This window comes from Bradyrhizobium sp. CB3481 (assembly GCF_029714305.1).
Classification (GTDB): Bacteria; Pseudomonadota; Alphaproteobacteria; order Rhizobiales; family Xanthobacteraceae; genus Bradyrhizobium.
On record NZ_CP121647.1, the window covers coordinates 5512005 to 5525896 of the forward strand.

General features: G+C 58.4%; 5 protein-coding genes and 3 pseudogenes. 6 read left to right on the forward strand and 2 right to left on the reverse strand.

What is annotated here, in order from left to right; genetic code table 11:
• Positions 1-13: 13 nt before the first annotated feature.
• Positions 14-3877 (reverse strand): hypothetical protein, encoded by a 3864-nt coding sequence (locus tag QA643_RS26875; RefSeq protein ID WP_283028775.1) that lies wholly within the window; start codon positions 3875-3877, stop codon positions 14-16.
• A 757-nt stretch (positions 3878-4634) separates the two neighbouring features.
• Positions 4635-5848: pseudogene (locus QA643_RS26880) on the reverse strand (CaiB/BaiF CoA-transferase family protein).
• Positions 5849-6149: 301 nt separating this feature from the next.
• On the opposite strand from QA643_RS26880, the gene QA643_RS26885 reads away from it, so the two are divergent.
• The 6 genes and pseudogenes from QA643_RS26885 to QA643_RS26910 all read left to right on the forward strand — a co-directional run.
• Positions 6150-7226, forward strand: a complete 1077-nt coding sequence (locus QA643_RS26885) for a LacI family DNA-binding transcriptional regulator (RefSeq protein ID WP_283028776.1) — start codon at positions 6150-6152, stop codon at positions 7224-7226.
• Positions 7227-7301: 75 nt separating this feature from the next.
• Entirely contained in the window at positions 7302-8174 is an 873-nt protein-coding gene (locus QA643_RS26890; protein ID WP_283028777.1) for an enoyl-CoA hydratase-related protein, read from the forward strand.
• 918 nt (positions 8175-9092) lie between these two features.
• Positions 9093-10688, forward strand: coding sequence for a class II glutamine amidotransferase (locus tag QA643_RS26895; protein WP_283028778.1), 1596 nt, complete (start codon positions 9093-9095; stop codon positions 10686-10688).
• The gene (locus tag QA643_RS26900) at positions 10685-11368 is read left to right on the forward strand and encodes an HAD hydrolase-like protein (RefSeq protein ID WP_283028779.1); all 684 of its coding nucleotides are present in this window, start codon (positions 10685-10687) and stop codon (positions 11366-11368) included. The genes QA643_RS26895 and QA643_RS26900 overlap by 4 nt, the downstream gene beginning before the upstream one ends.
• 535 nt (positions 11369-11903) lie before the next feature.
• Positions 11904-13301: pseudogene (istA, locus tag QA643_RS26905) on the forward strand (IS21 family transposase); the annotation flags it as partial.
• Positions 13296-13712, forward strand: a pseudogene (locus QA643_RS26910) (ATP-binding protein); the annotation flags it as partial. The pseudogenes istA and QA643_RS26910, both read left to right, overlap by 6 nt.
• Between the last annotated feature and the right edge of the window lie 180 nt (positions 13713-13892).

Consider the following 13892-nt stretch of genomic DNA (forward strand, 5'->3'; position numbering starts at 1 on the left):
GGAACCCACCCTGTCACCGGGGCCGGGACAGATCAAGGACGACAACGTCGACGAAATCACGCAACTCGGCTGGCATCCTTTCGCGTATCTCATCGCGCAACATTTCCGGTGTTGTTATTGACGCCTCCCGTCGGCTGGCGACCGTCTCACCCGTCCCAAACCAAAGGACCAAGTAGATGCCTTGCATCGCCGCATCGGGATGGACGCTGTAGCGCTCATGAAGCTGAGCTGACGCCGCGGTGAATAGCTCGGCATGCCACTGCCCCTTCACCTCGATCACCAGCAGCCGCCGTTGGCCCTCGACCATGGCCGCGGCAGTAATGTCGCAGCGATTGGCGTTCGCCATATGGTGCTCGATCGTTACCGACAAATTGCGGCTGGCCAGTCTACTGTGAAGATGCTCGACGATACGGTTCCGCGAATCGTTCTCATTGAGCCGCACGCCGTTTTGATAAAACACGTCGAGCGGGTTGGTCTCCGCGTTTCTTAGCCAGATCTGATAGGTTTCCAACTCCTCCAGGAGGAATGCGCGCAAATCCTCCACCGTTGCAATCCGGTTTTTGTCGAGCATGTTCACGACCGCCTCCGGCGAGGGCGGATTGAAATCCCGGAGCGCCAGCTTACGGAGCGCTGACGCTTTCAAGCTTCTCGCGTCCGTATGGAAGTCGGCGAGACGCACGTTGGACAGGATTCTGTCGAGGACCGCGACCGCTCGACTAGGCTCGTCACGGTTGATCGAGAAAATCACGTCCCGAAGAAAGCGATAAGCCGTTTCAGGACGCGGAGAACCCGTGCCCCATGAGCTGGGCAGGAAGACCTTCGGCCACACATCTACATAGATGTCCAGGATCCTGTATACTTTCTCGGCTGATAGCGTCGGCCAGCCGGCGCTTCCACCACGGTTGAGACGACCTGCGCGATGCTCGATGCCAAAAATCGTATCGCCACTGCTCTTAAGATGATCCCAGACCGCCAAAGGTGGATCGCTCAGGAAAAAGAGCGCTCTCAGGAGCCAGAACTCTCGGTCCTCAGGCCGACCGCCGCCAGCTGCTTGCACCACTTCATCGCAACGCGCTACGATCAGCTTGATGAGCTCGTCGCGGTCCGCGTGCTCGGCGCACATGTCAAAAAGACTGTCCCGAGCCTGCCGCGGCATGTTCGGATAGCGCTCGAGCCATTGGAGCGCCAATGTTCTTCGAAGCGGCTTGAATGCTGTCTTGTACCGGAGCCAGCCAACGTTCGTTCCGAGATCCGTCTGGGCGGTCAGGCTAGGCTCTATGAATTCGCGAGCAAATGCCTCGGCGTCCGCAACCGATGGCAAGATTTGCCTATCGATTTCGGCTTCAAACGCCTCTGCCTGCTCGTTGGAAACCCCGGAGTAGCCGCCGACGTCGCTCTTCACCGCCCGTAAAATATTCCGGTCTACGCCGTCTAGATTTCCCCGCCTTCGGTAGATCACCATGCAGGCAGCATGAAGAACCCGAACGATGTCAGGCCGCTCGCTTCCCGACCTCGCTGAGAGGGTCGGCACGTAGGCCTCAAGCAGCGGAAAGCAATTGAGCAACGCCCGCTCGGCCATCTGCGGGTCGTCCGGCACCTCCTCACGATCGGCCGGCTTGAGCAGATAATAATCTGCCAGCTCGCAAAGCGCGCCAAAGTGCTGACCGGCTTCAATCTGCGCTTTGTTGTCGCGATAGAACTGCCGCCGTTCCTTCTTTTGCGCTTGTTCGCGAAGCTGCCAGCGGCTCTGACGACGCAGTCTCAGTCGGCGCTCCTTCCGCAGGTTCTCGCGGTTTCCTCGCTCAAGCTTCGACCACACTGCCAACAGCAGCCGACTACTTCGCGCTTGCCGCTTCAGAATGGCGCGGCGCGCGTCAGGACCTCTCTGCTGTGCGTAGAAATTATGTGCAAGATAGAAGCCTTGCCAAAGCGCGGCACTGCCGGTTGAAAGGGCGTGCTCGCTCAGCGCGAGGAAGTCCATGAGCTTCATGCCGAGTCCCGCGTGACCGAACCCGCTCATCAGTTTGATACGGGTTTCCCACACTTGGTCGAGGTCAGCGCACTCCGAAAACGCCAAGCGATGAATGCTCTGGCGTAGCTCGTCCTCTTTCATCAGCGCCTGCACGGCAGCGCTTTCCCGCGGCGGAGGGTGGCCAGAAAAGATCAAATGCCGTGTCCACGCCCATATCCGTGCCGGATCGTACGGACCAGCCTCGATCTCGAAATAACGATCTAGAAGCCAACCGATCGTCTTGCTCGGTCCGGGCAGGCACTCGCATTCGTATGGCTGCGATTTCCCGCAAGTGCAGCGCAAATTCCGGGTCAGTTCGTTCAGCAGCCAAACGACGGAGCTGGAGCCGAGCGAAGCTACGACCTGCTTGGACAGATATGGCAGATTGAGATTGCCATCTCGATCTCTGGTACGCGGAACTCGACCACGGTTCTCGCTCTTCCCGACGCGCTCCAGAAGGTCACGGAGCGCCTCCATCCCAATTGCATCTGATCCGTGCTCGCCAGCGATCTCCAGAAGAATTCGCAGGGAGCCAGCATCGCCTATGGTGAGCAGCGCGTTGATGGTTGCGGGACGCGTCGCGATGTTTAGGCCCGAAAGAACCTGCTGAGCGCGGAGCCGGGTGTAAATGTCAACGTCGCTGTCGAGTACGAGAGCTTCCAGCTGCTCAGTCACCAGCGAAGCAACCTCCGAGTCCTGCAGTAGCTCGAGAATCAGATTGCGCAGTTCTGGATTGACGTCCCTGTCGGTGAGGACCTCCTGCACTTCACAGACCATGGCACGGTCGAAGAACCCGGCTGCGCTGAAACGCCGCCAATCATCGCTTCGTCGGAAATATGGGTCGAACTCTGAGAGCTTCTTCAACTCGGTAAGCAGCAAGCGCTTGGAGGACGCCGCAAGCTGCGATGGATCTCCGTTTGACAGAACCGCATACGGGTCGGTCCGGATACACGTCTCCTGAACGGCAAGATTACCAAGCGCGGCTATCCAGCCTACGAGCCCGCGCAGCTCGTCGCGAACCACGGAATTTGGAGCAATGATTGACATGAGGCGCCTCACTGACAGCTGCGCTGCCGGATCACCTGCTTGGGTTGCAAGATGCCTGGCCGCGCAATACTCGGCGACGATGCGATGCACCGGTTCATGGCGATCGGGCTCGGTTGCGGGTTTGAAGAGACGAGTGTTGGGAATGAAACTCAATGCAGGAGCGGGCTCACTCAAGGATTGAAGATATGGGAAATCGACGTCGCCTTCGTCGGCAACCGCGATCCCGCTCCCACCACTGAGCAACAGCTTCGCAAAAATATCGCTCGCCGCCGAGACAATAGCCCTCGTTGAGGGGCGATCCCGTTGCCACGGCGATGTATTGAGTTCGGAAGCCAACCTCTCAATCGCATTGACGAAGATCTGGTTCTTGGATGTAAAGCGTCTGCCGCCTTGCACATAGGCATCTGCAAAGAGTCTTAGGAACTGCGGATTTCCCAGTAGAGGGCTCAATTCAAACCGTGCCGCTTCACATTCAAATCGAGAAAAGTCCTCATCAGGACGATAGGATTCGAACAGCAGCCGCTGCTCCTCGGTGGAAAACGGCTTCAGGCGCACTACGGCGGGGTTCTGTCCGAAGCAGTCCTTGACGAGTTTCGTTCTCGCCCTGTCCCATTCGCTTGAGCGCGACGAGAACACAACCGTGGTCGCTTGCGTCTCTCTTGCCTTCTCGATGACGAGATCAATGGCGGCAATGTCAATCCTAGCGACCTCGTCCAGCGCATCTACTACCACCGCGGCTGCCGGCGTTTGGGGATTCCAGTGGCGAAAAAGGCTGGCCCGGTACGATCGAACTCCGAGCGTTTCTGCAAGGCTCTGCAAGAGCTCTGTCTTTCCCGCCCCTGGCTCGGCGAGAACGATGATGACCTGGTGCTGAGCAAGCAGCTCAACTTCGGACCGCGGTTTCGAGATGAAGACTGCGGGGTATGTAGTCGGGCCTCATTCAGCGACCATACAATTGCGTTACACAGCATCGTCCTTGACCGAGGTGCTCGTGCCTGGCACGGGCCGGCGGAAAACCGGCTGGTGGGTTGCCGCTTCCGCAATCGGCCCCGCGCCGGATCGCCCTCGAATCTTGCCTTTCTCCTTTAATCGAGTCCTTGCGCTGAGAATAGCGGGCAGCTGCAGGGTGGCGAGCAAACATGATCGCGCGTGCGCCAATCAGAGCTTCCCGGTCAGACGACCCGGTATGAGCTAGCGAAGAGCGTCGGTATCCCGGTTGTTGCCGTGCTCGTAGGTAAACCCGAGTGCGATGTTTCCAGACGGAACAAGGTTGTAGGTGAGATCCGACTGGAATCAAGACAGGCCGCGACCGGTGTAGTTTCCGTCGCCCAAGCGCAGCTCAAGTCGCTCGGAATGGATTGCTTTCCTTCTTGCCGAGCCCGGGCAGAAGTCGCAGGACCACCTGCGATCCAATTCGCAGTGCCTCGGTCGAGCTATTAAAGGCAAGGAACTCTCCCGTGCCCGTCACAGCCGCGATCAACTGCTGCTCCAGCGCGTTTCCTACGGATGAAGGGCGAGTGCGATGGTGGTATAGAGCAGGCCGAAAGCCTGCGCGCGCTCGAAGCCACCGCTGTCGCTAAAGCCCTTTTGAGTGAAGGGATGTCGCTGAGCCGACGGCGCCTTTGTCGCAGAGGTCCTTCAATTGCTGGGCGTCGTAGCCGAGCTCCTTCAGGATTTCTTCCGTCTGTGCCCCGAGCGGCTGCGGCGGCAAACGTATTTCCGGCACCTCGCCGTCATAACACACGGGATGGCTGACGAGGGTAATCGGCGCCCCCATCGCCCCTTTCACAACCTGGAAGCTCTTGTTGTGAATCACCTGCGGGTCGACGACGACGTCGGAATAGTCGTTGATGCGGGCATGCCAGATTCCGCCAGCCTCAAGCAGCGCAAGGCACTCCGATGTCGTGCGTTTGGCGATGTTGGCCGCAATTGCTGCCGATGCGTGGTCGCGCCGCCGATAAGCTTCGGTGTCGGGAACGCGCTGATCGGCGGGGATTGAAAGCGCATCTGCCAGCACGTCAAGCGATGCGAGCGAGATCGCGATGTGCCCGTCACTCGTAGCATAGATGCCGTAAGGTGCGCCATAATACCATCCTGCGATCGGTCCCGGCTGGCGCACGTCGTTGGGTCTTTGCCCGTTGAGATAGCAGGTGAACGACTCCATTTGGAGGTCGAGCGCTGCAGACAGTAGGCTGACATCGACCCGACACCCCTGCCCCGTGCGCGCTTTTCTCACCAATGCGCCAGGATGCCAGCCGCAAAGAGAACGGCGCCGTGATGATCAACTGCCGAAACACCCACCGCGCGGGGGCCGTGATCGCGGCTTCCCGTGATCGTAGCAAGCCCCGCCAACGCTTGAACCAAGAGGTCCTGGCCGGGTCGGTTCACGTACGGGCCGTCCGGGCCATATCCGGACGCTGCGGCATAGATGATGTCGGATTTAATATTCCTGGCGTCCTCATATCCAAGCCCAAGCTTGTCGAGCACGCCAGGCCGGAAGTTCTCGGCGATGACGTCCGATGTTGCGATCAGTTTCTTCGCAACCGGAACCGCGTCCGGCTTCTTGAGATCGAGCGTCAGACTCCGCTTGTTGCGATTGCCGGTCAGAAGCAGCATGGATTGACCATCTACCTGCTTGTCTGCCCCACCCCATTTCCGCTGGAAGGCGCCGTCTGGCGGCTCCACAGCGATCACGTCCGCGCCGAGGTCGGCGAGAAATTGCACACCCATAGGCCCCATCAGGAAGTGATTGAAGCTCAGGATTCGAACGCCCTTGAGAAGATCGACCATAACTGTTCTTGCTGCACTCCCTTTTAAATATCTCGCGTCAATGTCGGCGACATTCCGCCATCTCCGCTTTTCTGAAATCGTTTTCAGGTTAGTCACCCCGGTCGGCGGCGTCAAGCGGGTTAAGCGCTGCACATTCGGAGCATGGCCGCCGGCGCGCTCTGCTTGATGTGGCTTGGACGCGCAAATAATGTTCAATGAGAACCACGGATCTCCTGCCCACTAGCCTGAGATAGCAATCCTCCAGGTGGTTCACCTCCAATGGATGTTAACAGCCCGTTATGGGCCAATCCGAGCAGATCAGATGGACAAGAAATCGATCGGCGATCCCAAAGGCCGGTCGCAGCCCAGGGTGAAGATCGAAGATGTCGCAAGAGAGGCGAACGTGTCGCCGGCGACGGTGTCGCGGGTTCTAAATCATCCAGAAATTGTCAGGCCCGAACTGCGCGACAAAGTGATGCGCTACATCGCCAATCTCTCCTATACGCCGGACAGCGCGGCCCGGGCACTAAAATCGGGACGCATGCGGACGATCGGCGCGATTGTTCCGACGCTAGGCCTTGGAATCTTTGCTGAAGGCGTGGAGGCCCTGCAGAACCGCCTAAGCGAAAGCGGCTACACATTATTCATCGCCAATTCGCAGTATGATCAGCGCCGCGAGTTGCAGGAGATGCAGAGCCTCATCGAGCGTGGCATCGATGGCATTGTGCTGGTGGGGGGCTCGCATGGTCGAGAATTGAGAACTCTGGTAGAGCAAACTGGTGTCCCCGTCATTACGACTTACGTTTCTAAGGCGGGCGGCGGCATTCCCGCCATTGGCATCGACAACGAACGTGCCACTCGCGAAATGACTGAATTTCTTCTCAGCCTCGGACACGTTCGTTTCGGCGCAATTGCCAACATTCCGCCGTCGAATGATCGTTCGCGCGCGCGACTCGATGGCATTCAGCGGGCTCTCGCTGAAGCCGGTATCCGGCTGCAGCCAACGCAAGTCATCAGGGCCGACTACTCGCTCGCGCAAGGACGAAGCGCCCTCCGCCAACTGCTCACTGACAATCCCGACACGACCGCCGTGATCTGCACGACCGACACGCTGGCCATCGGCGCGATGTCGGAAGCCCGCAAGATGGGTTTCAGCGTGCCACAGGCGCTTTCAATTACCGGCTTTGACGACGTAGAATTGTCCGCACAGGTGGATCCGCCGCTTACGACAATTAGTGTTCCCGCCGCTGAAATTGGCCGGGGCGCAGCCGACTATCTCATCAATGCGATCGCAGGCAGGCCCGTCCCCAAGAGCGTCCTGTTGCCCTACCGGTTGGTGATGCGGTCGTCCACCGCGCCACCACGGACAGCCGGCCGCCTGCCGAGGCGACCACGATGAAGCCTCGCAAGCTAGCTGGCACGCAGGACGGCTGTTCGCGAAGACGCTTTCAATGTAAATGGCCTGATCGGTAACTTGCAAGGTGCCACCCTTGAACCCCCCAAGCCTGACCTCATTCTTTGCTCGTCTCCTCTGCCGCATGTGGTGCTCTTGGCTTTGAATAGGGCATCCAAACGAAACGCGCTGAGCAATGATTTGATCGCGGAGCTCGCGGTCTCCTTTCGCAAGACCGCGCTGGATGATGACGTCCGTTGCGTCGTTCTTACTGGGAGCGGTGCATTCTTTTCCGCCGGCGCCAATATCAAGGAAATGCAGCAACGGGGGTTCGAAGCGATCGACAATTCCGCGCGACGTTCTGGCTGGCGGGATATCGCCAATTTCCCCAAGCCACTCATAGCCGCGGTTGAGGGGATTTGCTTTGGGGGTGGTCACGAGCTCGCGCTGCTGGCCGATATCGTGATCGCCGGTGAAGGCGCCACCTTCGGGCAGCCGGAGATCAATGTTGGGATGTTGCCAGGGGATGGAGCAACCCCGCGATTGACCCGCGTGGCTGGCAAATCACTTGCGATGCTCATGATCCTGACTGGAGAACCCATCTCCGCGCGCGCAGCCCTTCAGGCTGGGGTTGTTGCCGAGGTCACGGCGGGCGGCAAGGCGCAGAGCCGCGCCCTCGAAATTGCCGAAGTTATCGCGCACAAGCCGCCGCGTTCTACGGAACTGGCTAAAGCAGCTGTACTCGCCGCCTACCAAACTACGCTTGATGTCGGTCTAGAGTTTGAACGACAAGCCATCCGGCACGCATTCACCACGGCCGATCAGCAAGAGGGAATGAACGCCCTTTTGAGAAGCGGTCGCCTAGCTATCGAGGGACCTAGAACACACAAGATCATCAGAGCTCTGCGCCGGCAAAAGCGTTCAATCTATCGCGGCCCGATACATGGCTTTTAACCAGCGGAAACAACAATTCGACTCTCTTATCCCAAAACGCGCTCCGGAGAATTTCCATCAACTCGTCGAAGATACCAGCGGAAAGCTCCGCCTAGCTTTCCCGCCGATGTTCGAGGTTGTAAGCCCGTGCCGTCTCGAGCGAGACCCCACAGTCGATGAGAGCTACATCGCAGTCCTCTTTATGGAATAGATCCAGTCTATTCTTTGACAATAGCTGATGTTCTTCAGTTAGGGGCGCGGATTTCGTTCACAGACAGACGGTTATGAACGCGGTATTAGTTGGTCGGTGCGAGATATCGGCGGGATCGACGCCGAGCGCTTCAACGGCATCGATCATCTGCAGCTGGCCTGCCCCCCTTCCCACGATCCCATCGCCTCGAAACCGGAGCGCGCGTTCCGCCTAAGATGAGAGTCGGCCGATCCTGCGGCCTGTCATCGCCCAAGCCGCCAAGCTTTCGGGACGGTCAGGTGCGTGGTCTCCTTGCAGTTGATCGGGCCATCCGCACTCACGCGCACCGCATATGGTGCACCGAAGCCAATGATCTTGTAACCATTGCCGCGACACCGCAGGCGGGTGACTCTCGCCTAGCGCCGCGCCGGCTACGGACGTTCAATTCGTGACGCGTATTTCCTTAAAGCGTGTCGCGTCTCAGCTACCGTGTCGCAGATCCAACAGCTCGGACCGCAGCCGATTGTCAAAACACTCGCATATTTCCAAACCCCTAGCGATCTGCCGGCACGAGCACGCGGCCTAAGACGGTGGCACAAACCTTGCTCAAACGGGAGAACGACGTGCTTCGCGCCGCGCCGGCGGAATACATCTGCCTTAGTGTCGGACTTAGGAAGCGGATTCTTGGTTGAACACGACACACGCAGTGTCGAATGACAACAACGATGTCGTCTTTAAGGATAAATAGCATGTCCGGTGTTGCTGGCGCTGTTCTGTTGCCTTCAAGTCATTCACAGGAGACGGTTTATGATCGGCTCAAGCACATGCTTCCGAAGCTTGCACTTCGCGGACAGGCGGGGTTTGGTCTTGCCGCCTTCATGCATGAAAAACGCGTTCAATATACAAAATCGTCTCGGCCGCCACGCGAATTTACAACGATCGACTATCATGAACAGGATGCCGATTTCAGGCCTCGCGCAGCGATTGCACACATTCGTAGTCCGTCTAGCAGAGAACACGACGAGAGCGACGTTCAGCCTGTTCACAACGATCAAGCCGGTCGCCGCCATTTGGCGATTTCTCTAGACGGGGCTTTGCTCAACGCTGATGAACTTAGGAAAGAATTGCTCGGTCAAGGGTATAGCTTCGACGGCGAAACGGATGCCGAGCTCTTGCTCAAGCTGATTGAGCGCACTTGTCAAAATGATTATTGGTGCCATGCTCTGCCGGTGAATCACGAAAGACTGTTTCGAGAGATAGATAACTGCATCGATGGCGCCGTCAGCGCACTCTTGTTGGATGGTGAAGGAAATCTCATTGCTTTCCGCAATCGATATGGTTTGCGACCTTTGGAATTCATGCAAACCAACGATGGCTTTCTGCTTTTTGCTTCGGAAAACTGTGCCTTTTCCGGCCTCCAAGGCAACGCGGAGGAAATTTTACCAGGCCACATCAAGTATGTGAACGGAAGAACAGGAGAATGGCTTGATCGCTCTGTGTGCGATGCTCGATATAACGCAAGGCTGTGCGCCTACGAAACGCTTTACCTGGGAAACCCCGAGACGTCGAGACGGCAAACTTATCTCGAAACCCGTTACAATATCGGAGCGGCTCTTGGTAAACTTATCGCGCGGAGACTGACAGCTGAAATGGGGTCCGCCCCTATCATCATTTCTTCCATGCCGCGAACCGGAGGGCCGTATGCTGACGGTCTGTTTGCATCATTAGCGGAGGAAGGCGCCGTCATCCGACGTCAGGAAGTCATCGCAACGCAATGTTCTCAACGGACGCTTTTAGGTGTCGTTGATGAGCGCATATCTCTTATTTCCCAAAAATATCGTGTCGCAGAGAAGGACGTTGCTGGCAGCACCATAATCATGGTCGATGAAGCTCTCATCCGCGGCGATACAAGTCGGGCCGTCACGAACATGCTCCTCTCCGCTGGAGCCAAGGCTGTGCATTGGGCAATCGGTTCACCGCCTATAGTGGCGCCAAATTACTACGGCATGGGTATCGATACGATAGATGAGTTGGCGTTCTGGCAAATATGGAAAACTCTGGCACCCGAACAGCGGAAGCAAAGCCTGCGTTTTCATAATATTGAACCGCAAATGCTTAGGCTCATTGAAAGCACAATTGCGGTCTCCATCAACGCTGCGGCCATCACTTATCTCCCCTTCCAAGTGCTCGTATCCTTCCTTCCGCAAGGGCATGATGGAAACGATTTGTCGCCGTTTACGTTCGAGATGCCAACTCCGGCGGGGCAAAAACGCGCGAACAGGAACTTGAACAAGTTGATCGCCGACCTTCCCTCCCAGAATCAGCCGTCGCCTGAGGTCACATGATGAAACCGACTCTAGTATTCGACTGGAACGGCACGCTGCTCGACGATGCTGAGGCGATGCTGAAAACGATCAATGCCGTTCTAGGCCGCTTCGGCCGCGCTGATATCGATATGCCAACTTTTCGGGAACGGTGCGAGCTCCCGCTTTCTGCCCTTTACCGCAGCGTCGGAATGTCGGAAAGTGAAGCCGCAATCGTGAATAGCGACGGCAGCGCTATTTTTCACGATATCTACGAACCCTTGGCAAGCAAGGCCGATCTGCGAAAAGGAGCGCGCAGCATTTTGGAAGCGGCACGTCAACAGGCGGTCTCAACGATCGTTCTCAGCAGCTATATAGTCGACCCTCTTCGCTCCCAAATCCGCAGGCTTGGAATCGACGATTGCGTCAACGAGGTTCTAGCCTTCGAAAGCCGCGCCACTCAATTCAAAAGCACGAGCAAAGGCGAACGGCTTCGCCTGTATATGCAAGCCAACAATCTCACGCCCGAGTCAACCTTCATCATCGGGGATATGCCGGTTGAAACGGATATTGCGCGCGACCTTGGCCTTATCAGCATATCCATTACCGGCGGATTTGTTTCCGAGTCGCGTTTGCAGGCTGCGCAGCCCGATTACATCATTCATGACCATCATCAGCTGCCACCGATTTTTCAAACGCACGGCTTTTTTCGGAATGCGTGATCATGAGTGAAACGTCACCTACAATCACCCCGTGCACGGCAAGGGACCGGCGGCAGGGCTCCCGAAGCGGTAGATCTTTGAAACAAAGATTCTGGCTGGAGCGCGCGAGCGCGACGCCCTAGTTTGAAGCGAGGCCTTCCATTATTGATCAGATCGAAGTTCACGAGCTGTGCAGCCCGGGTACTTCCGCCGGTATGCGGCTAAAAAGTCTTCGTCAACGCAGATACACCGTCCCGACGTATCCTTCGCTTTGGGATCGTAAAGTTGCCACGCGAGTGGACGAAGCAGGTTAATCTGCATGTTTGTGGCCCGGTGTTCAGAAGCCCGGACTGCCGAATTCGAGGTGATGGTGCGCACCGTACCGACTTGATGGCGCGCAGGGTTCCGAAATGATCGCGCGCAGCATTCCGAGCATTGTCCGCGCAGCATTCCGATTTGATCGCGCGCAGTTTCGGATGGTGTGAGGCCCGATCGTTGGGCCATTTCTCCGGCTGGAAGCAGCTGGGAGGATTGGATGCCGACGAGGAGGGTTATCATGCGCCAGGTGCGCGAGATTGTGAGGTTGAGCCTTGAGGCTGGGCTCTCGACGCGCGTGGTTGGCGAGCGCGTCGGCATCGGGCCGACGACGGTACGTGACACGCTGAAGCGGTTTGCGCGCGCGGGTCTGGCATGGCCAGTCCCGGAAGCGATAAGCGACGCCGAGTTGGAGCAACGGCTGTACGGGTTGCCTGGCGTGAAGCCGGGTCGCCGCGCAAGGTGGCCGAACCGGACTGGTCCTATTGCCCGCGAGCTCAAGCGCAAGCATGTGACCTTGCAGGTGCTGTGGGACGAGTACATTGCAGAGCATCCGGACGGGTACCGGTACAGCCGTTTCTGTGACTTGTTCCGCAACTGGGAAGGCCGGCTGCCGCTGGTGATGCGCCAGCACCACGGCGGCGGCGAGAAATTGTTTGTCGACTATGCCGGCGACACGGTGCCGGTGGTTGACCGTAAGACTGGCGAGGTGCGCGACGCGCACATCTTCGTGGCGGTCATGGGCGCATCCAGCTTGTCGTTCGCGCTGGCGACGTGGACCGAGCAGCTCGGCGACTGGATCGCGGGACATAACGCGGCCTTCAGCTTTTTTGGCGGCGCGACGCAACTGCTGGTGCCCGACAACGCCAAGGTCGCGGTGATCAAGGCCTGCCTCTATGACCCTATGGTCAACCGCAGCTACAGCGATATGGCGCAGCATTACGGCACGGCGATTTTGCCGGCACGGCCGCGTCGCGAGGCCTGCGTCGGAATCATCGAGCGCTGGCTACTGGGACGGCTGCGCAACCGAACCTTTTACAGCCTGGCCGAGCTCAACGGTGCGATTGCCGAGTGGCTGGCCAAGCTCAATGACGGGCGGGTGCTACGCCAGTATGGCCGCACACGGCGCCAGCTGTTCGAGGAAATTGACGCGCCGAATCTTAAACCGCTCCCCGGCGAGCCGTGGGTCCATGCCGAATGGCGCCGATGCCGGGTTGGGCTCGACTATCACGTCGACATCGAACGACACTACTACTCGGTGCCCTACCGCTTCGCCCGTCGCGAGGTAGAAGCGCGGATCTGTGCGCGAACGATTGAAATCTTCCTGGGGGGCGAGCGTATCGCCGTGCACATGCGCGGCAGCGGCAACGGGCGTCACACGACGATCAGCGCCCACATGCCTTCCAGCCACCGGCGCTATGGCGAGTGGACGCCGGCAAAGATCCGCAGCGAGGCAAGCCGGATCGGCCCGATGCTGCGCCTGCTGGTCGACCGGATCATCGAGGATCGGCCGCATCCCGAACAGGGCTATCGTTCGTGCCTGGGGATCATCCGACTTGAGAAGCGCTTTGGCGCCGAACGCCTCGAGGCGGCCGCGCTGCGCGCGATTGAAATCCAGGCTCGCAACTCGGGCGGCGTCGGGAAAAGCTGGCTGGGCTGTGCGCTTGGTCACAAGACCTGCCGGGACAACCATTCTGTACTTTACACCCGGCTGCCGCGGTTGTTCGAAGAACTGGACTTTGCCCGGGGCGACGGCCGACTCACTTCGCGGATGAAGAGCATCGCCTCCGTCAAGCTCCTAATTTTGGACGATTGGGGCCTCCAAGCCATCGACGCCAATGCCCGGCATCATCTGCTCGAAATCCTCGAAGACCGCTACGGCCGTCGATCAACACTCGGCACCAGCCAGCTTCCAATTGCCAAATGGCATGAGCTCATAAATGACCCAACTTACGCTGATGCAATACTTGATCGGTTGCTTCACAACGCTCACAGGCTCGAACTAAACGGTGACTCCATGCGTCGCACGCCGGTTCTTCCTCGGGCTTGATTATGTCGGCCCGATGAAGACCGGGCCTACAGCCCGCGAAGCTGACCGGCCGCTACGGCACTGTTGGGGTGCGCGTCCAGTCAGCTTCGCTCCATCGAGCGACACCAGACGTGATCTCTTCGGCGGCCGCTTGACCACGGGCGACCGATAGTGCCAATTGCCTTTAACGATCGGGGGCTT